At 70.3% G+C, this 16993-nt stretch carries 23 protein-coding genes and 2 tRNA genes; 13 read left to right on the top strand and 12 right to left on the bottom strand.

Going from position 1 to position 16993, the window contains the following annotated elements; genetic code table 11:
• From RQG84_RS06685 to RQG84_RS06675, 3 genes are read left to right on the top strand one after another with little or no spacing between them, the layout of a single operon-like run.
• On the top strand, positions 1 to 369 hold the full coding sequence (locus RQG84_RS06685) for a hypothetical protein (protein ID WP_311209375.1): 369 nt from the start codon (positions 1 to 3) through the stop codon (positions 367 to 369).
• On the top strand, positions 366 to 1583 hold the full coding sequence (locus tag RQG84_RS06680) for an N-acetylmuramoyl-L-alanine amidase (RefSeq protein WP_311209374.1): 1218 nt from the start codon (positions 366 to 368) through the stop codon (positions 1581 to 1583). Before RQG84_RS06685 ends, RQG84_RS06680 begins: the two co-directional genes overlap by 4 nt.
• A 14-nt stretch (positions 1584 to 1597) precedes the next feature.
• On the top strand, positions 1598 to 1843 hold the full coding sequence (locus RQG84_RS06675) for a hypothetical protein (RefSeq protein WP_311209373.1): 246 nt from the start codon (positions 1598 to 1600) through the stop codon (positions 1841 to 1843).
• A gap of 77 nt (positions 1844 to 1920) precedes the next feature.
• Here the strand turns inward: RQG84_RS06675 and RQG84_RS06670 are convergent, their stop codons facing one another.
• From RQG84_RS06670 to RQG84_RS06645, 6 genes are all read right to left on the bottom strand, one after another.
• Positions 1921 to 2103: a hypothetical protein gene (locus RQG84_RS06670; RefSeq protein ID WP_311209372.1), complete on the bottom strand. Its 183-nt coding sequence runs from the start codon at positions 2101 to 2103 to the stop codon at positions 1921 to 1923.
• Positions 2104 to 2117: 14 nt separating this feature from the next.
• A complete protein-coding gene (locus RQG84_RS06665) occupies positions 2118 to 2372 on the bottom strand; it encodes a hypothetical protein (RefSeq protein WP_311209371.1) in 255 nt (84 codons plus the stop codon).
• A gap of 86 nt (positions 2373 to 2458) precedes the next feature.
• Positions 2459 to 3214, bottom strand: a complete 756-nt coding sequence (locus tag RQG84_RS06660) for a tyrosine-type recombinase/integrase (protein WP_311209470.1) — start codon at positions 3212 to 3214, stop codon at positions 2459 to 2461.
• Positions 3215 to 3305: 91 nt separating this feature from the next.
• The gene (locus RQG84_RS06655; protein ID WP_311209370.1) at positions 3306 to 3494 is read right to left on the bottom strand and encodes a hypothetical protein; all 189 of its coding nucleotides are present in this window, start codon (positions 3492 to 3494) and stop codon (positions 3306 to 3308) included.
• 282 nt (positions 3495 to 3776) lie between these two features.
• Complete coding sequence (locus RQG84_RS06650; protein ID WP_311209369.1) at positions 3777 to 4334, bottom strand: hypothetical protein; 558 nt, start codon at positions 4332 to 4334, stop codon at positions 3777 to 3779.
• Between the two features lie 37 nt (positions 4335 to 4371).
• A complete protein-coding gene (locus tag RQG84_RS06645) occupies positions 4372 to 5121 on the bottom strand; it encodes a PIG-L deacetylase family protein (RefSeq protein WP_311209368.1) in 750 nt (249 codons plus the stop codon).
• A 35-nt stretch (positions 5122 to 5156) separates the two neighbouring features.
• Here RQG84_RS06645 and RQG84_RS06640 point away from each other — a divergent pair, with 35 nt between their 5' ends.
• Positions 5157 to 5375, top strand: coding sequence for a DUF4287 domain-containing protein (locus RQG84_RS06640; protein WP_311209367.1), 219 nt, complete (start codon positions 5157 to 5159; stop codon positions 5373 to 5375).
• Positions 5376 to 5476: 101 nt separating this feature from the next.
• On the opposite strand, the gene RQG84_RS06635 is transcribed toward RQG84_RS06640, so the two are convergent.
• Complete coding sequence (locus RQG84_RS06635) at positions 5477 to 6706, bottom strand: heparan-alpha-glucosaminide N-acetyltransferase domain-containing protein (RefSeq protein WP_311209366.1); 1230 nt, start codon at positions 6704 to 6706, stop codon at positions 5477 to 5479.
• A 133-nt stretch (positions 6707 to 6839) separates the two neighbouring features.
• On the opposite strand from RQG84_RS06635, the gene RQG84_RS06630 reads away from it, so the two are divergent.
• Positions 6840 to 7172: a metalloregulator ArsR/SmtB family transcription factor gene (locus RQG84_RS06630; protein WP_311209365.1), complete on the top strand. Its 333-nt coding sequence runs from the start codon at positions 6840 to 6842 to the stop codon at positions 7170 to 7172.
• On the top strand, positions 7169 to 7870 hold the full coding sequence (locus RQG84_RS06625) for a cation transporter (protein WP_311209364.1): 702 nt from the start codon (positions 7169 to 7171) through the stop codon (positions 7868 to 7870). The genes RQG84_RS06630 and RQG84_RS06625 overlap by 4 nt, the downstream gene beginning before the upstream one ends.
• A 31-nt stretch (positions 7871 to 7901) precedes the next feature.
• Here the strand turns inward: RQG84_RS06625 and RQG84_RS06620 are convergent.
• Positions 7902 to 7978: transfer RNA gene (locus RQG84_RS06620), tRNA-Ile, on the bottom strand.
• Between the two features lie 36 nt (positions 7979 to 8014).
• On the opposite strand from RQG84_RS06620, the gene RQG84_RS06615 reads away from it, so the two are divergent.
• Positions 8015 to 8443, top strand: a complete 429-nt coding sequence (locus tag RQG84_RS06615) for a hypothetical protein (protein ID WP_311209363.1) — start codon at positions 8015 to 8017, stop codon at positions 8441 to 8443.
• Between the two features lie 6 nt (positions 8444 to 8449).
• On the opposite strand, the gene RQG84_RS06610 is transcribed toward RQG84_RS06615, so the two are convergent.
• Positions 8450 to 8755 (bottom strand): GNAT family N-acetyltransferase, encoded by a 306-nt coding sequence (locus RQG84_RS06610; RefSeq protein WP_056555437.1) that lies wholly within the window; start codon positions 8753 to 8755, stop codon positions 8450 to 8452.
• A gap of 177 nt (positions 8756 to 8932) precedes the next feature.
• Here RQG84_RS06610 and RQG84_RS06605 point away from each other — a divergent pair, with 177 nt between their 5' ends.
• A complete protein-coding gene (locus RQG84_RS06605; protein WP_082481999.1) occupies positions 8933 to 9427 on the top strand; it encodes a DUF3145 domain-containing protein in 495 nt (164 codons plus the stop codon).
• Between the two features lie 18 nt (positions 9428 to 9445).
• On the opposite strand, the gene RQG84_RS06600 is transcribed toward RQG84_RS06605, so the two are convergent.
• The gene (locus tag RQG84_RS06600; RefSeq protein WP_311209362.1) at positions 9446 to 10285 is read right to left on the bottom strand and encodes an acyl carrier protein; all 840 of its coding nucleotides are present in this window, start codon (positions 10283 to 10285) and stop codon (positions 9446 to 9448) included.
• A 75-nt stretch (positions 10286 to 10360) separates the two neighbouring features.
• On the opposite strand from RQG84_RS06600, the gene RQG84_RS06595 reads away from it, so the two are divergent.
• Positions 10361 to 11314: an alpha/beta fold hydrolase gene (locus RQG84_RS06595; protein ID WP_311209361.1), complete on the top strand. Its 954-nt coding sequence runs from the start codon at positions 10361 to 10363 to the stop codon at positions 11312 to 11314.
• Here the strand turns inward: RQG84_RS06595 and RQG84_RS06590 are convergent.
• Together RQG84_RS06590 and aceE are read right to left on the bottom strand one after the other, a co-directional pair.
• Positions 11254 to 12327: a phosphatase PAP2 family protein gene (locus RQG84_RS06590; protein ID WP_311209360.1), complete on the bottom strand. Its 1074-nt coding sequence runs from the start codon at positions 12325 to 12327 to the stop codon at positions 11254 to 11256. The two genes, RQG84_RS06595 and RQG84_RS06590, sit on opposite strands and share 61 nt — an antisense overlap.
• Positions 12328 to 12404: 77 nt before the next feature.
• Entirely contained in the window at positions 12405 to 15167 is a 2763-nt protein-coding gene (aceE, locus tag RQG84_RS06585; RefSeq protein ID WP_055965528.1) for a pyruvate dehydrogenase (acetyl-transferring), homodimeric type, read from the bottom strand.
• 227 nt (positions 15168 to 15394) lie between these two features.
• Here aceE and RQG84_RS06580 point away from each other — a divergent pair, with 227 nt between their 5' ends.
• From RQG84_RS06580 to RQG84_RS06565, 4 genes are all read left to right on the top strand, one after another.
• On the top strand, positions 15395 to 15781 hold the full coding sequence (locus RQG84_RS06580) for a DUF3052 domain-containing protein (RefSeq protein ID WP_082480706.1): 387 nt from the start codon (positions 15395 to 15397) through the stop codon (positions 15779 to 15781).
• A gap of 95 nt (positions 15782 to 15876) precedes the next feature.
• Positions 15877 to 16332, top strand: a complete 456-nt coding sequence (locus tag RQG84_RS06575) for a peroxiredoxin (RefSeq protein ID WP_257727488.1) — start codon at positions 15877 to 15879, stop codon at positions 16330 to 16332.
• A 1-nt stretch (position 16333) separates the two neighbouring features.
• Positions 16334 to 16633 carry a thiamine-binding protein gene (locus RQG84_RS06570; RefSeq protein ID WP_055965534.1) on the top strand — a complete coding sequence of 100 codons (300 nt, stop codon included), beginning with the start codon at positions 16334 to 16336 and terminating at the stop codon, positions 16631 to 16633.
• A gap of 202 nt (positions 16634 to 16835) precedes the next feature.
• Positions 16836 to 16909, top strand: a tRNA-Val gene (locus RQG84_RS06565).
• Positions 16910 to 16993 lie beyond the last annotated feature (84 nt).

Genomic DNA, 16993 nt, shown 5'->3' with positions numbered 1-16993 from the left:
GTGACGTTCTTCCCCGCTCTCGCCCTCGTCTCAGCCGCCGACCTCGTGCACCCCGGCATCACCCTCGGGACGCCCATCCTGGCCGGCCTGTTCGGACTCCTCGCGATCTACCTCAAGCACCGCCTGGACCGCCAGGACGCCGCGCAGGCCACCGCCATCAAGGAGGCCGCCAAGGCTGCCGTGAGCGCCGCTCTCGCCGCCGACCGATCGGCACCCACCGGCAACGGCTACGCCGGCCGCACCGAGCGCGCACTGGAGCACCTCGTCGACGCCGTGGGCGAGATCAAGCGCGACGTCGGGGGACTGCGCGCCGACCACCGACACCTCGCCCAGAGGGTCGACCGCCACATCGACAGGAGCCACTCATGACCACCACCTACCTCAACCGGTCCGCCTGGACCACCACGCCCAACGGACGAGCCGGACGACCCCTCAAGGCCTCCCGCGTGCTCGGCATCGCCCTGCACTGGCCCACCGGCAAGGCCCCGGTCCTCAACGCCTCCCGAGAGAAGGTGGCCGAGCTCCTGCGCGGCTACCGCGCCGGCCACCTCGAAAAGAAGTGGGCCGACATCGGCTACAACTTCGCCGTCGACGGCTCCGGCCGCGTGTGGGACCTCACCGGGTTCAACATCGGCGCCCACGCCGGCACCGCCGGCAACCCCACTCGCGTCGGCATCGTCCTCATCCTCAGCGAGAACGAGACGCCCAACGCAGCCATGATCTCCGCCGTCCGCGACCTCCGGGGACGCGTGCTCGTCCGCTACCCCAACGCCACCGGCATCGCCGGCCACCGACAGATCCCCGGCAACTCCACTGCCTGCCCCGGCCCCTACGTCCTGCGTCTCATCGCAGACGGCACCTTCCTCAGCAAGGCCACGGCACCCACCAAGCCGACCGTCCCGGCCAGCCGGCTCGGCTCGAGCGGGTTCATCGTCAACTGCGCCAGCCGGCACGCCCGCTGGACGACCCGCGTCCACACCCTGGCTTCGCAGATCCTCGGCAGCGACGCCAGCATCATCTACTGCCTGGAGCTCTACGCCGAGCGACGCGGCGCGCTCACCCGTCTCATCGGCCACCGCTACGTCTTCGCCGGCGTGTCCAAGGGTCGCGTCGTCTACGTCCGCAAGGACCGGTGGAAGGCCGTTGCCGGCACCGACCGGCGCACCGTCCTGGGCCGCGCCAAGAAGGCCATCGTGGGCGTCAAGATCCAGCACGTGGCCACGGGCAAGCGCCTCAACCCCATCGCCGTGCACCTCACCTACCAGCTCGACCGGGGCGCCTACCGCAAGGAGGAGGCCCGCCAGATCGTGCCGTGGGCGCTCAAGAACTTCCCCAGCAACCGGCTCATCATCGCCGGCGACTTCAACACCCCGGCCAAGGCGCGCGGGCGCGTCGACGACGTCGGCCAGATCATGGCCGCCGCCGGCTACCGCGACGTCGCGGAGAAGACCACGACCCCGCCGGAGTACCGGCTCCTGCGCATGTTCGTGGGCGCCTCGGTCGACGTCGACCGCGTCCGCACCTTCGCCAACACCGGCAGTGACCACCGCACTGTCCTCGTCGAGTTCAACGTCCCCCTCTGAGAAAGGCACACATCATGACCCCCTTCACCATCCTCGCCGGCGCCCTCCAGGCCGTCCCGCCGATCGTCCGCCAGGGCCTCCTCGTCCTCTGGGCGCTGGCCATCGTCGCCGTGGGCGGCCTGGAGGTGGCCGACGTGGCCACCGGCAAGGCCAACGACGTCCTCCTCTACATCGGGCTCTACCTGGGCGTGCAGTCCGCGGCCAACGTCGACACCGTGGGCCCCACGGGCGACGTCGAGGAGCTGCCTGAGGCCGACTGAGACCTCCTACCGCCTGTCTCCCGGTAGGAACGGCAACGGCCCCCACGCGATCGCGTGGGGGCCGTTCGCTGTTCGGGTCAGCTTGAGGCTTCGAGCTTGTGAATCTGGCCGCGCCAGCCCGTGACCACACCGACCGGCGTGTCCGGCGCGATGCCGGCCTCCTGCGCTCGCTCGACCCAATGGGCCACCTCTCCCAGCGTCATGCCGCGCTTCTTGTCCTCGTCGTCTACCGACCCTGTGATCGTCACTCCGTTGGCCATGCGTGCATCCTTCCTCATCGGTTGGTCTGTCCGTACCTCATCTGGACCGCCTGCCGGCTCGTGCCGAGCCCTCGTGCGATCTCCGCCCACGAGCGCCCGTGCCGCTCGCGCTGGCCTCGGATGGCCGACGCGATCGCCGCGTCCACCTCGTCGCGCAGCGCCACCAGGTCGACGAGATCCTCCGGGTCCGCATCACCCACGCGCCGGCCGGCTGCGCGGATCATCCGGGGGAGCATCCCCCGTAGGTACTCGGTGGTCTCGATCGCCATGCTGGGCGCCTCTCGTCGTTCTCATGGTGCGAATACCTAAGCATGATGCGAACGTCGATCTACTGTCAAGTCGCGCTTGACACCCCTCACGCGGCCGCGCGGGCAGCGGCCCGCAGCTTCGCCACGCTCACCTTCGTGTAGACCTGGGTCGTCCCGACGCTCGCGTGCCCGAGGAGTTGCGAGACCGCGAGAATGTCCCCGGTGCCTTCGTAGGCCGTCGACGCGTACCGATGCCTGAGCGTGTGCCCGGTCCAGTCGGGCCCCAGCGCCTCCGAGAGCAGCCGCGACACGTAGCCGGCTGTCAGGTGCCCCGACGTCGACGAGGGCGACGGGAAGGCCCACGTGTCGACACGACTGAGCATCGTGTGCAGCTCGTCGTTCTCGACCGGGACCAGGCGCTCCTTGGCACCCTTGCCATGGACCAGGAGGACGCGGTTGTGACGGTCGTAGTCGCGCCGGTGGACCTGCGCCACCTCAGCGGCCCTGAGGCCGCAGTGAGCCGCCAGCGAGGCCATGAACCTCGACCGCTCGCGCGGGTCGCTCACGACGTGGTCGACCAGGCGCTCAGGGGTCGGCCGGGGGAGCCGGCGCGGCGAGGAGATCGCCGGCAGTTGCTCACCGATCCACTCATCCATGTAGCCCCGGCCGTGGCACCAGCGATAGAAGCCGCGCCACACCGACCGCGCCGAGCGCCTGGCATCGGCCTGCCACGTCGGCCGATCGAGCATCGCCACGAGATCCCCGTGGGTCACCGCGAGCGGGTCGGCGTGCGCCTCGGCCAGCACCTTGAGGTAATGCCGGTGGAGTTTGATCGTGCCCGCGCTGCGCCGGATGGCGCGCATCTGTTGCACGTATGAACTAGTAAGACTCTCCCAATCCTGGCTCATGCCCCCGAGCGTGAAGCCAGTCACACCGTTTTGCAGGTCGAGGAGATCATGGCCGGCGCTTCGCCGCTCGGATCAGTGACCGCCGCGACACGATTGGTGCGACGTCGTGCACGTGGTCGTTCAAGGCAGCGCCGGGGCCGTGGAGCCAGGCGAGCGCCTCGTCCTCGTCCTTGAACTGCACCACACGGTTGCCCTCGCCCAGGTCGATCAGCAGCGCCACGCGCGAATCAGCCATGACGCAAATCTCTCATATCCGAGAAGTCCGTACGACTACGGGCTCGGTACGCCGCCAGGTCCACCACGACGCTGTAGTAGGGCCAGGTCGACCACACGCACCCGCCCGCGTGGCCCATTTCCAGCGTGCAGTAGCGGCCGTCATCGAGCCCGGCCGGGCACGGGCGATAATCACGCGCATAGCCGAAGGGTTATTGGTTCGAGTCCAATCGGGGGAGCAAGACGAGCCCGGCGTCCCACAGGACGGCGGGCTCTCTGCTTGTCCGGCAGGGGTGCGCGCGGTCTACCGACCGAGCAGCGCGTCCAGGCCCACCGCGAACGCGGCGGCCAGGCGCACGTCGACGCGAGGGTCTGGTACCGAGACCTCGTAGCGGTCACGTACCGACGCAGCGCGCTCGACCGACATCAGCGGTGATCCGGTGGCGTCGTCGACGACGTCGAAGTGGAAGCGCAGGAACGGCACGTCGGTGAAGCGCCTCAGCACGGCGACGAGCTGGCTGCGCTCCTGCCCGGTGCCGGTGAACCCGTCGCCCTCGAGGACGAACGTGGTGCGCATGAGGCTCTGGCCGAAGAGCTTGCGGAACGAGCCGAGCGAGGCGCCCTCGGCATCGACCACGTCGTAGCCGCCGCCGAGGTCCATCACGTTGCGCGCCGTGAAGGAGAAGGCGGGCCGGGTGCGGGCCTCGTCGGCGAAGAACGTCACCTTCTCCTTGAGGGCCATGCGCTTCTGCTCGGCGAAGCCGATGGGCGTGCCGTCGGAGGCGACCACCTCGTAGCGGTTGGTGGTCATCGCGAAGCGCTGCGCGACGGTGAACGAGGGCACGTGCTGCACGGAGGTCACGCTCGGAGCCTACGACGGCTCGTGGCGAGGACGCGGGTCATTCGCCCCAGGTCATCGACACGACCTCGAAGGCGGCGCCGTGGGTCACGCCCAGGCGTGATCCCGTGGGGCGCGACATGCCCTCGAGGAACTCGGCGGCGTCGAAGTGCTCCCAGCCCAACCCGTCGATGTAGGCACGGTGCGCCTCGAGCGAGGCGACGCCACGGTCGAACGTGGCGGTCGTGTCGACGCCGTGCCCGGCGACGGGGGAGCCCGCCACCCAGACCTGACGGACGTCGCCCCACGGCTCGAGCCCGTCGGTCAGCTGCTCGCGGTGGATCCACCGGTTCCCCGCGTCCTGCACGGCGTGGAGGGTGGCCCGACCCACGGCGATGTGGTCGGCCTGGTTGGGCGAGCTGCCGCCCCACGTGTCGTGGTGGTTGCCGGTGACGACCACGTCGGGACGGTGTCGGCGCACCTGCTCGGCGATGGCGGCGCGCAGGGCGATGGTCGGCTCGACGACGCCGTCGGGGAAGCCGAGGAACTCCACGACCTCGACGCCGACCACGCGGGCGGACTCGACCTGCTCGGCCTCCCGCACCGTGCGGCACTCGTCCGGCGGGAGCGCGTCGATGCCGGCCTCGCCGCTGGTGACCATGCAGTAGACGACGGTCTTGCCCTGGTCGGTCCACCGGGCGACGGCGGCCGCGGCACCGAACTCGACGTCGTCGGGGTGGGCGACCACCACGAGAGCACGCTCCCAGTCCTCGTCGAGCGGCGTGAGCGGTGCAGGAGCGTCGTCGGCCATGGCCTCAGGCTACGTCCGAGGCCTACGCTCGGGCCATGGCTGAACAGGAGTGGCCCACGAAGGGTCCCGCGTCGTACTTCCCGTCGATCGAGAAGACCTACGGGAAGTCGATCGACCACTGGATGGGTGTCATCAGCGCGCTGGGCGACGCGAAGCACATGGAGAAGGTAGCCGCGCTGAAGTCCGAGCACGGCCTCGGGCACGGCCACGCGAACGCGCTCGTGGCGTGGCACCAGGAGCACCACGCGTCCTAGGTGCCCGAGACGAGGGCGGCCTCGCCGGGTGTTGGTGCACCACGGCGAGGCCTTGACCTGAAGTCCTCTAGATAGGGAGGAGCAACGGGCCCACCACGACTTTACCGCGACACGGCGGCGTCATCCGGCGCGGGAGTCGGGTGCGGTCCGGGCGGGAGGGCGCTCACCCTGGCGACGAGGCGTTCGAGGGGTCCGCGACCGACGAGCGCCACCCAGCCGCTCGCGATCACGACCATCGCGAGCGACGTCCAGCCCCACAGGGTGTTGGTGGGGTCGTCGTATCCGCCGAACGGGCCGCCGGCGAGTCCCACCGCCAGGAGCAGGTGCCCCGTGTACGCGGTCAGCGGCATCGAACCCAGCGCTGCGAGCGGGAGCAGCAGCGGCCGCAGTGGTCGCGCCAGGAGCAGGCTGAGCCCGATGACGGCCACGGCGAAGCCGCCGGACCCGACGATCTCGGGCGCCCCGCCCGTGTGAGGCTTGTACTGCATCGCCGTGCTCCACACGCGCTCGATCTCGTCGGACTCCCGCAGACGGGTGAGGTAGCCGGGCTCGTTCGTCGCGTTGCCGTTCTCGTCGGTGTAGTCCGGCCCGAAGAGGTAGGCGACGGGCTCGTCCCGGTCGGACCCGATGAGGTGGCCGGCCCCGTACCCGAACACAGCGAGCACGATCCCGCCGAGCAGCAGCGCGGCGCCGGTGCGGACGTCGGTGAGCTGCAGTCGTCCGATCGCCATGCCGGCGAGCAGCATGGCCAGCCAGGCCGTGACGGGATACAGCCCGAAGAGCGTCAGGTTGAGCCCTCGGCCGTAGGCGTCGAGGCTGAGGGCGTGCAGCAGGGCCACGACGAAGGGGCCGAGGACGGCCAGTGACGCCGACACGATCCAGAGTCGTCGTGTGGTCCAGTGCAGCACGAGGGTGGAGAGGACGAACAGGATCCCGTACAGCGGGAGGATGACGGCCACGCCGGTGTTCAGCAGCTCGATCACCAAGCCGATCGCCAGCACCGCGAGGCCGCGGCGCACGAGGGTCACCTGCAGGCGGTGGTCGTCCCGACGCACCCTGCCACGGCTGATGAGCGTGATGGAGACGCCGGCGAGCATCGCGAACAGCAGCGACGAGCGACCGTCGACGAGGCCGTCCCAGGTCGACGGGTCCGACCAGGTGACGTCGTCGGGGGTGTCCCCGAGGTGCGCTCCGACCATCCCGAGCACGGCGAGTCCCCGCGCCACGTCGATCCCGAGGAGTCGCGGCGGGCGCCCGAGTGCCCGCAGTCGCTGAACCGGACCCGCACGCCGGCGTGACGTCGTGCTCTCGTCGACCACGGTCGTCGTCACCTCGCTGCCTCGTCCCTGACACGCCTGGGCAGAGCATGCACCACCGGCGTGCGTCGAAGCCGCAGGCACGACCGTGCCCGCAGCGTCGGGCCGGACCTTCTCATGCATCAGCGATGGCTGTACTGTTCAGCACATGCTGACGCTCGAGAGCCAGGTCGACGTGATGGCGCGGCTCGGTCGCGCCCTGGCCGATCCGACCCGTGGCCGCATCCTCCTCGCCCTGGCCGAGGGTCCTCGGTACCCGGCCGCCCTCGCCGGCGACCTCGGCCTCACGCGGTCCAACGTCTCCAACCATCTCGCGTGCCTTCGTGGATGCGGACTCGTCGTCGCCACGCCGCAGGGTCGCCACATGCGCTACGAGCTCGCCGACGTGCGTCTGCGCGACGTGCTGGCGCTGGTCTTCGAGCTTGAGCTCGTCGTCGAGTGCCCCGACGACTGCACGCCTGGCGCAGGACCTGTCGCGTGAGCGTCTCCGTCGATCTCCTCGCGCCGGGGCGGCGAGCCGTCCTCGTCCGGAGGGTGCAGGTTCTCGTCGCGTGCACCATCGCCTACAACGTGGTCGAGGCCGTCGTCGCGCTGGTGTCCGGAGCCGCCGCCTCCTCGATCGCCCTCGTCGGCTTCGGCCTCGACTCCGTCGTGGAGGTGGCCTCGGCGGTCGCCGTCGCCTGGCAGTTCTCGGCGAGGACGGACGCCTCGCGCGAGGCACGGGAGCGTCGGGCGCTGCGGGTCATCGCCATCTCGTTCTTCGCCCTGGCGACCTTGGTCACGGTCGGTGCCGTGAGCGCTCTCCTCGGCGCCTCGGAGCCGCAGCACTCCACCGCGGGGATCATGATCGCCGCGCTCAGCCTCGCCATCATGCCCGCGCTCTCCTGGGCCCAGCGGCGCGCCGGCCGTGAGCTCGGCTCGGTCACGGCGGTGGCGGACTCCCGACAGACGCTCCTGTGCACCTACCTCTCCGGGGTGCTCCTGGTCGGACTGGTGCTCAACAGCGTCTGGGGGCTCGGGTGGGCAGACTCCGTCGCAGCCCTGGTGATCGCGGCCGTTGCCGTGAAGGAGGGGCGCGAGGCGTGGCGGGGCGAGACCTGCTGCGGGCCGGCGGCGTCGCTGGACGCGACGTCGAGCGAGAGCTGTTCGGACGGGTGCTGCGCGCCACCCCCGGGATGAGACCCGCGACGCACGTGGGGGTCGCGAGGCGTGGTGGGGCGGGTGGGGCTCGAACCCACGACCCAAGGATTATGAGTCCTCTGCTCTGACCGGCTGAGCTACCGCCCCGGGACGCACAGCCTAGCGAGACGGCACACTGGGGCCATGACCGACGCCGTGATCGCCGACCTCGACGGAACGCTGGTCGACGTGTCCTCGATCCGCCACCTGGTGGAGGGGGAGGACCGCAACTTCCACGCCTTCCACGCGGCGTCGAAGGACTGCCCGCCGAGGCCCGAGGTGGTCGACGCCGTGCGTGCCGCGCACGCGGCGGGTCGCGCCGTCCTGGTGGTCACGTCGCGCGAGTTCATCTGGCGCGACCTCACCCTGGACTGGCTGCAGCAGCACGATGTCCCGTACGACCAGCTCGTCATGCGCATCGTCGGCGACTACCGGCCCGACCACGTGGTGAAGGCCGAGATGCTCGACACCCTCGAGGCCGACGGCTTCGCGGTGCTCGAGGCGTGGGAGGACAGCGACGACATCGTCGAGCTGTGGCGCTCGCGTGGCGTCACGGTCCACGTCGTGGACTGAGCCAGCCTACAGGCCGAACGTCGGTCGCTCGTCGACGGGCACGAGGTCGAGGTGCTCGGGGTGGTCGCGGATCACCTTGGGCACGAACGGGCAGTAGGGGAGCACCTGGCCGCCCCGCTCGGAGATCTGCTCCAGTGCCCCCACGATCAGCTGCGAGCCGATGCCGCGACCCTCGAACGCCGGCAGCACGCGTGTGTGGGGAAGGGCGTAGACGTCGCCGTCCACGCGGTAGTCGACCCAGCCCGCGAGATCACCGTCGACGGTGATCTCGAAGCGTGACGACGACGGGTTGTCCAGCACCTCGGTGGTCATGGAGTCATCGTCACACGACTCGCCGCTCGCGGCGCGCGACGCGCGACGCGGGGGAAACCCGTACCAGTGGTGCACGAGGGGCTCATGGGGCTAGCATGGGCAGGACGCGGAACGATGACGCGTGGCTCCGTGAGGTCGCTGGGGAAGGCGGATCTCGAGCTAGGAGGCACGATGAGCATCCCCACCCGTGGAGTTCTGTATGTCCACTCCGCGCCCTCGGCCCTGTGCCCACACGTCGAGTGGGCCGCTGCCGGCGTGCTCGGCGGCTCCGTCGACCTCGACTGGCAGCCGCAGCCCGCGGAGGCGGGGACCTACCGCGCCGAGCTGTCCTGGCAGGCCCCGGCCGGCTCGGCTGCCTCCATCGCCTCGGCGATGCGCGGCTGGGACCGCCTGCGCTTCGAGGTCACCGAGGAGCCGACCGCCTCGAGCGAGGGCGCGCGCTTCTCGTGCACGCCGGGCCTCGGCATCTTCCACGCGATGACGGGCCTGCACGGCGACGTGCTCATCCCCGAGGACCGCATCAAGGCGTTCCGGGTCAAGGCCGCGCTGGGCGAGATCACGATGGACGAGGCCCTCGACGGCCTGCTGGGCGTCAAGTGGGACGCCGAGCTCGAGCCGTTCCGCCACGCGGGCGAGGGCGCTCCCGTGCGCTGGCTCCACCAGGTGGTCTGAGCCGCTCGCGACGCCAGGTCAGCCGATCGTCACCTTGGCGGACGGCGACTCGGTGTCGCTGCCCTCGTGCACGACGCGGAACTCGCGCTCGCCGGTGCGCGACGTGTAGATCTTCGTCTCGAAGCGGCCTCCGTCGCGGGTCTGCACCGAGACCGGGAAGTCGTCCCAGCTGCCGCCGGGGTCGCGCACCTGCACCTGGAGCACCTCGCCGTCGTCGAGCGAGGGGAAGCGGCCGGAGATGGTGAAGCGCTGACCGGGTGCCACGCGATCGCTCTCGACGGAGAACGTCGGCTTCTCCTCCTGGTCCTCGGTGGTGGCCGTCGGAGTGGGGGTGGGCGTGGGCGTGGCCGACGGGGTCGCGCTGGGCGTGGGCGAGGTGATGGGGGGCAGGTCCACGCCACCGAGGCCGGTGGCTCGCACCACGGTGGCTCCGGCGAAGCCGAGCGCGCCGCCGATGGCCAGACCTGCGACCACGAACCAGAGTGCGAGGCGCCAGAAGGCGTCGGTGCGTCCGCGGCCGCCTCCGTCGTCCGTGCGCGACTTCTCCCGCGCGGGTGGGCGTCCCTCGGAGGCGAGCGAGACGGGCGCCGTGGGTGTGCGGCGCCCCCGTGCCGTGCCGGGCCGGTGGTCGACCACGGCCGCGACGGCGTCGGCCACGGTCACGAGGCCGTCGACCGTCTCGTCGGCGAGATGGAGCCCGAAGCGACGTCCGAGCTCGTCGGCGACCTCGACGGCGGCGAGCGAGTCGACCCCGAGGTCGTCGAGCCGAGCGTCGTCGGTGACCTGCTCAGGAGTGCAGTCGACGACGCTGACGAGGATGTCGGTCAGCTGTGCGCGGACCTCGGCGGGGGTGGGCACGCCCCGAGTCTAACGAGGCGCACGTCATGGTCCGATGCGGCGCGGCCGAACCCGCGCACCTCCTACGATGGCCGGATGGACCGGGGAGACGAGCTGCAGTTCGTGGTCGTGCACGGCTACCGGCGCGCCTACCGGCGTCGCGGCTCCGGACCCGCCCTCCTGCTGCTCCATGGCCTGGGGTGCGAGTCGTCCACGTGGGAGCCGGTGATCGACGCCCTCGCCGAGCACTACACGGTCATCGCCCCCGACCTGCTCGGGCACGGTGAGTCCGACAAGCCCGACGCCGACTACTCGCTCGGCGGGTACGCGAACGGGATGCGCGACCTGCTCACCATCCTCGGCATCGAGAAGGTCACCGTCGTCGGCCACAGCTTCGGTGGTGGCGTGGCCATGCAGTTCGCCTACCAGTACCCGGACCGCACGGAGCGGATCGCACTCGTCTCCTCAGGGGGACTGGGCCGGGAGGTCTCCCCGCTCATCCGCTTCCTGACCCTGCCGGGCAGCGGCGCGGCGCTCTCCGTGGCCACGTTCCGACCGTGGCGCCGTGCGGTCGCAGGCGGCATGCGGGGGCTGTCGCGCACCGGTCTGGCGCCACTGCGCGACCTCGGCGAGGTCGCGGCGATCTACGAGTCGTTCGCCGACCCCCGCGCCCGCCAGGCGGTGCAGCGCGTCACCAGCCACGTGCTGGACTGGCGCGGCCAGTACGTCACGATGACCGACCGCACCTACCTCGCACGGATCGTCCCCGTGCTCGTCGTGTGGGGCGCCGACGACCACGTGATCCCGGCCGCTCACGCCGACATCGCCCGCCAGCAGGCGTGGTCGGACGTGCACGTGCTCCCGCGCTCCGGACACTTCCCGCACCGCGACCACCCGGCGGAGTTCGCCCGCCTGCTGCACGAGTTCGTGCGTGACACCGAGCCCGCCGCCTACCGACGCGGCACGTGGCGCTCGATGCTGCGCCAGGGTCAGCCGGCGGTGGAGCCCGAGCCGTCCGACGGCCCGGGAGCGGTCACCGTGGCCGGCTGATCGCCCACCTCGGCCAGACGTCGCCTTCGCCGTCGTCCGCGGTTGCCCGACGCCCAGGCGCCGAGGGACACCGAGGCCCAGCCGATCGCGATGCCGGCGACGTCGTCGGCGAGGTAGTGCCACCCGAAGTAGATGGTCGCCAGCACGGTGACCACGAAGAACGCCCACGTGATCACGCGGATGGCGAGCTTCTGCCCCGTCCGCTGCATGAACAGCGCGGCCGTGAAGGTGACCGACACGTGCAACGACGCGAACCCCGCGACGCCGTGGATCTTCTCGCTGGCCCAGGGGTCGGTGAGGACGTCTACTCGATTGCGGAACAGAGATCGTTGCAGCTCGGTCACGTCGGTGGCGGCGAGGTCCCAGTACATCGACGGCTGGGCGAACGCCGGGCCGAGCGTCGGCAGCGCGTAGTAGCTGATCACGCCGAGGATCCAGTTGAGGCACAGCGCCGTCGCGTACCACGCACCGATCGAGAAGTCGCGGTTCAGCACGAGGAACGCGCCGAGGGTGATCGGGATCAGCGGCAGGTAGGCGATGTAGGCGAACGACAGCACGTGGGCCATCACCTCGGTGCCCAGGAGGTCGTGCAGGACCGTCGCCGGGTTGTGGCCGAACATCAGCCAGTGGTCGAGCTCGAGCAGCTGGCGGTCGAACAGCACGCCCTCGCGGTACGTCGGCAGGTAGCTCTTGAGGTTGCGGTAGCTGACGTAGCTCGCGTAGAAGGAGATCAGGCCGGTCGCGATGTAGCCGACCCGCTTGAGCGTCCACTCCTCACGGACGACCTCGCGTGCGCCCTGCGGGATCTGCTTCCAGCCCCGACGTCGCACGGCGGCCGGCACGATGCCGGCCGCGAAGAACAGCAGGGCCAGGGCGGGTAGGCGCACGTAGGCGGGGCCGAGGAAGCCCTCGGGGTCCTTCATCGGAAGGCCGAGGTACCAGGACGAGAACACCGCGGCGCCCGTCACGGCCACGGACAGAGCGACCGCGAACGTGTAGGGCCACTTGAGCATGCCGAACATCCTAGGGTGCCCCAACTTGGATTTACCTGAGACGTCGGTCGCTCCGACCGACGCCCCCGGGCCGCCCCTCAGGCGTCGCCGCCTTCCTGGACCACACCCTGCGTGGCCGTCGGGTCGTCGATCTTCAGCCGCGTGAACGCGTCGCGCACCACGGACTGCTCGACAAGCTCCTGCTGGGCCAGGCTCTGCAGGACCGACACCACGATCGACTCGGCGTCGATCTGGAACACGCGTCGGGCCGCGGCACGCGTGTCGGCGAAGCCGAAGCCGTCGGCGCCCAGGGACTGCCACGGGCCGGGGACCCAGCGCGCGATCTGGTCGGGCACGGCGCGCATGTAGTCGCTCACCGCGAGGGTGACCGAGGCGTGGTCCATCAGCTGCGTGGTGATCCACGGGACCTTCTGGTACTCGCCCGGGTTGTTGAGGTTCCACTTCTCGGCCTGCACGGCGTCGCGGGCGAGCTCGTTCCACGACGTGACCGACCACACGTCGGCGGCGACGTCGTAGTCCTCGGCCAGCATCTCCTGGGCACGCAGCGCCCAGGGCAGGGCCACGCCGGAGGCCATGATGCGCGCCCGGTGCGAGCCCTTGGTGGCGGGGCGGTAGCGGTAGGCGCCCTTGAGCAGGGCGTCGACGTCGAGGTCGTCGGGCTCGACCGGCTGCACGATCGGCTCGTTGTAGACGGTCAGGTAGTAGATGACGTCCTCACCCTGCGGGTGATCATCCGTGGAGCCGTACATGCGCTCCATGCCGTCACGCACGATGTGGGCGATCTCGTACCCGAACGCCGGGTCGTAGTGCACCACGGCGGGGTTGGTCTGGGCGATCAGCGGCGAGTGGCCGTCGGCGTGCTGCAGGCCCTCGCCCGTCAGGGTCGTGCGGCCGGCGGTGGCGCCCACGAGGAAGCCGCGCGCGAGCTGGTCGGCCATGGCCCAGATGGAGTCGGCGGTCCGCTGGAACCCGAACATCGAGTAGAACATGTAGACCGGGATCATCGGCTCGCCGTGCGTGGAGTACGCGCTGCCGGCGGCGATCGCCGAGGCCATGGCCCCGGCCTCGCTGATGCCCTCGTGCAGCAGCTGGCCCTGGGCCGACTCCTTGTAGGCGAGCAGCAGCTTGCGGTCGACGGCCTCGTACGTCTGGCCGGCAGGGTTGTAGATCTTCGCCGACGGGAACATCGAGTCCATGCCGAACGTGCGGTACTCGTCGGGGGCGATCGGCACGACGCGGCGCCCGATCTCGGGATCCTTCATGAGGTCTCGCAGGAGCCGCACGAACGCCATCGTGGTGGCGATCTGCTGCTTGCCCGACCCCTTCGACAGGGCCGAGTAGGAGTCCGGCTCGGGCAGCTTGACCGAGACGGGGTCGACGATGCGCTGGGGGAGACCGCCGCCGAGCGCGTCGCGGCGGGCGCGCATGTACTGCATCTCCTCGCTGTCGTGCCCGGGGTGGTAGAACGGCGCGAGGTCGTCGCCGTCGATCTGCTCGTCGGAGACGGGGATGTTCAACCGGTCGCGGAAGCCCTTGAGGTCGTCCTTGGTGAGCTTCTTCATCTGGTGGGTGGCGTTGCGTCCCTGGAAGGACTCGAGCAGCCAGCCCTTGATGGTGTGGGCCAGGATGACGGTCGGCTGGCCCGTGTGCTTCTGCGCCGCGTCGAACGCGGCGTAGACCTTGCGGTAGTCGTGGCCACCGCGGGGCAGGCGCTCGATGTCCTCGTCGCTGAGGTGCTCGACCATGGCCCGCAGGCGCGGGTCGGGGCCGAAGAAGTTCTCGCGGTTGTAGGCGCCGGACTCCACCGAGAGGGTCTGGAACTCACCGTCGGGGGTGCGGTTCATCTGGTTGACCAGCACGCCGTCGACGTCGCGGGCGAGCAGGTCGTCCCACTCGCGACCCCAGACGACCTTGATGACGTTCCACCCGGCACCGCGGAAGTACGACTCCAGCTCCTGGATGATCTTGCCGTTGCCGCGCACCGGGCCGTCGAGCTGCTGCAGGTTGCAGTTGATGACGAAGGTCAGGTTGTCGAGCTCCTCGCGGGCCGCGAGGCCGATGGCCCCGAGCGACTCGGGCTCACCCATCTCGCCGTCACCGAGGAACGTCCACACGTGCTGCTGGCTGGTGTCCTTGATGCCCCGGTCGTGCAGGTAGCGGTTGAACCGCGCCTGGTAGATCGAGTTGATGCCACCGAGGCCCATGGAGACCGTGGGGAACTCCCAGTAGTCGGGCATGAGCCGGGGGTGGGGGTACGACGACAGACCCTTGCCGGCACCGTGGGAGTGCTCCTGGCGGAAGCGGTCGAGCTGCTCCTCGGTGAAGCGACCCTCGAGGTAGGACCGGGCGTAGATGCCCGGCGCGGCGTGACCCTGGAAGTAGATGTGGTCGCCACCGCCGGGGTGGTTCTTGCCGCGGAAGAAGTGGTTGAAGCCGACCTCGTAGAGGCTGGCCGCCGACTGGTAGCTGGCGATGTGGCCGCCGACGCCGAGACCGGGCCGGTTGGCACGCGAGACCATGACGGCGGCGTTCCAGCGGATGTAGGAGCGGATGCGACGCTCGATCGCCTCGTTGCCGGGGAACCACGGCTCGTGCTCGGGCGGGATGCTGTTGATGAAGTCGGTGCTGCGCAGCGCGGGGACGCCCACGTTCTGCTCACGCGCGCGCTCGAGGAGCTTGAGCATCACGTAGCGCGCACGGGACCGGCCACGCTCGTCGACCATCTGGTCGAGCGAGTCGAGCCACTCGGCCGTCTCGTCGGGGTCGATGTCGGGAAGCTGGGTCGGCAGCCCCTCGTGGATGACGGCGGGACGTTCGGTGGGGGACTGGCCGGTGGGCATGTGCAACTCCTGGGACGTCTTGTGGACCTCTCCATCTTTCCACGCCGAGTTCGCTAGGGTGACACTGGCGGAGGTTGTGAACATCTACCGATCAGTAGGTTTTTGGCCTACTTTTCAGTAGGTCTCGCACCGTCCGACACACCGATCGACACCCCGACCCACCCTGGCCCGCACCCCGTGCCAGAGTTGGTCCACACCACGCACGACGCAACCCCGAGGAGATCCCGTTGGACGCCGCGAGGCTGGGCTTCAGCCCCGACACCGTCATCCAGGAGCTGGGCTGGGACGAGGACGTCGACACCGAGCTCCGAACGGCCATCGAGGGCATCGTCGGTCACGCGCTCGTCGACGGTGAGTCCGACGAGGTCGTCGACGGCGTCATCCTGTGGTGGCGCGACGACGACGGAGACCTCGTCGACGCGCTCTTCGACGCTCTGGCCGACCTCGCCGAGGGTGGGTCCATCTGGGTGCTCACGCCCAAGGTCGGTCGACCGGGCTACGTCACGGGCGCCGACATCGCCGAGGCCGCTCCGGTGGCCGGGCTGTCCACGACGACCACGTCGTCGGCGTCGGCCGAGTGGTCCGCCACCAAGCTCTCGACGCACAAGCGCTGAGCTGAGCCGGCCGTCGCCGGCCACGGTCGTCCGCGCCCGGGTGACCACGTAAATGCTCGTCGGCTGCAGCACCGGCCGGCGTCTAGGCTCGGGCCATGACGATCGAGATCGGCCAGCAGGCACCTGACTTCACGCTCAAGAACCAGCACGGCGAGGACATCTCGCTCTCCGGCCTCAAGGGTCGGAAGGTGGCGCTGGTGTTCTTCCCGTTCGCCTTCAGCGGCATCTGCACCGGCGAGCTGTGCGAGATCCGCGACAACATCGAGGCCTTCTCCGGCGGCGACGTCGAGGTGCTCGCCATCTCCTGCGACCACTTCTTCTCCAACCGCGCCTTCGCCGACGCCGAGGGCTACACGTTCTCGGTGCTCAGCGACTTCTGGCCCCACGGCGAGGTCAGCCGGGCCTACGGAATCTTCAACGAGGGTGCCGGTGCGCCCGAGCGCGGCACCTATCTCGTCGACGCGGAGGGTGTCGTCCGCTGGAAGGTCGAGCACCCGATCGGCGAGGCCCGCGACTTCGAGGCCTACCGCGCGGCCCTCGCGGAGCTCTGACGTGCTCGCGGCGTTCAGCATCAGCCCCGGCGCGGGCGACGAGTCGGGGTCCGTGGCTGCCGGCGTGGCCGAGGCGGTGCGGGTCGTGCGGGCGTCGGGCCTGCCGTGCGAGACCAATGCGATGTTCACGACCGTCGAGGGCGAGTGGGACGAGGTGATGGCCGTCGTGAAGGCGGCCGTCGAGGCGGTCGCGCGGACCTCGTCGCGGGTCTCGCTCGTGCTCAAGGCCGACATCAGGCCGGGGTACACGGGGCAGCTCACGGCCAAGGTCGAGCGGCTCGAGGAGCACCTGCGCGACTGACCGGCGAAGTTTGCTGAGAGTTGAGCCAAACGCCTGCGGTGACGACCACCGATGCGCTTGTATATGAGTGCTGCGGCCGCCCGGGACCCGAGACCCCGGCGGCCGCGGCTCTTTCACGCCGGAGCCGTCCTTCGAGGACGCCGCGCAAGCCCGTCGGTGCGGTAGGGTTCCAGGCGCCCGGTGCCCTTCGCGGTGCCGTCCGGGGCGAATAGCTCAGTTGGTCAGAGCACTCGGTTTACACCCGAGCGGCCGGGGGTTCGAGTCCCTCTTCGCCCACCCTGGACCGACCGACGCCGCCGAGCGCGCGGCGTGCTTGCCCGCCCCTCCCGCGCACCCCGGCGACGCAAGGTTCTGCGTTCG

This window comes from Aeromicrobium sp. WCS2018Hpa-31 (assembly GCF_031843905.1).
GTDB lineage: Bacteria > Actinomycetota > Actinomycetes > Propionibacteriales > Nocardioidaceae > Aeromicrobium.
This window is presented reverse-complemented; position numbering and strand designations above follow the sequence as displayed.

Excerpts from the sequence above, each read along its gene's own strand:
- RQG84_RS06675 (WP_311209373.1), top strand. The coding sequence starts at position 1,598 with ATGACCCCCTTCACCATCCTCGCCGGCGCCCTCCAGGCCGTCCCGCCG.
- RQG84_RS06680 (WP_311209374.1), top strand. The coding sequence starts at position 366 with ATGACCACCACCTACCTCAACCGGTCCGCCTGGACCACCACGCCCAAC.
- RQG84_RS06665 (WP_311209371.1), bottom strand. The coding sequence starts at position 2,372 with ATGGCGATCGAGACCACCGAGTACCTACGGGGGATGCTCCCCCGGATG.
- RQG84_RS06610 (WP_056555437.1), bottom strand. The coding sequence starts at position 8,755 with ATGACCACCGAGGTGCTGGACAACCCGTCGTCGTCACGCTTCGAGATC.
- RQG84_RS06590 (WP_311209360.1), bottom strand. The coding sequence starts at position 12,327 with ATGCTCAAGTGGCCCTACACGTTCGCGGTCGCTCTGTCCGTGGCCGTG.
- RQG84_RS06615 (WP_311209363.1), top strand. The coding sequence starts at position 8,015 with ATGACCGACGCCGTGATCGCCGACCTCGACGGAACGCTGGTCGACGTG.
- RQG84_RS06645 (WP_311209368.1), bottom strand. The coding sequence starts at position 5,121 with ATGGCCGACGACGCTCCTGCACCGCTCACGCCGCTCGACGAGGACTGG.
- RQG84_RS06595 (WP_311209361.1), top strand. The coding sequence starts at position 10,361 with ATGGACCGGGGAGACGAGCTGCAGTTCGTGGTCGTGCACGGCTACCGG.
- RQG84_RS06655 (WP_311209370.1), bottom strand. The coding sequence starts at position 3,494 with ATGGCTGATTCGCGCGTGGCGCTGCTGATCGACCTGGGCGAGGGCAAC.
- RQG84_RS06660 (WP_311209470.1), bottom strand. The coding sequence starts at position 3,214 with ATGCGCGCCATCCGGCGCAGCGCGGGCACGATCAAACTCCACCGGCAT.
- RQG84_RS06630 (WP_311209365.1), top strand. The coding sequence starts at position 6,840 with ATGCTGACGCTCGAGAGCCAGGTCGACGTGATGGCGCGGCTCGGTCGC.
- RQG84_RS06640 (WP_311209367.1), top strand. The coding sequence starts at position 5,157 with ATGGCTGAACAGGAGTGGCCCACGAAGGGTCCCGCGTCGTACTTCCCG.
- RQG84_RS06575 (WP_257727488.1), top strand. The coding sequence starts at position 15,877 with ATGACGATCGAGATCGGCCAGCAGGCACCTGACTTCACGCTCAAGAAC.
- RQG84_RS06670 (WP_311209372.1), bottom strand. The coding sequence starts at position 2,103 with ATGGCCAACGGAGTGACGATCACAGGGTCGGTAGACGACGAGGACAAG.
- aceE (WP_055965528.1), bottom strand. The coding sequence starts at position 15,167 with ATGCCCACCGGCCAGTCCCCCACCGAACGTCCCGCCGTCATCCACGAG.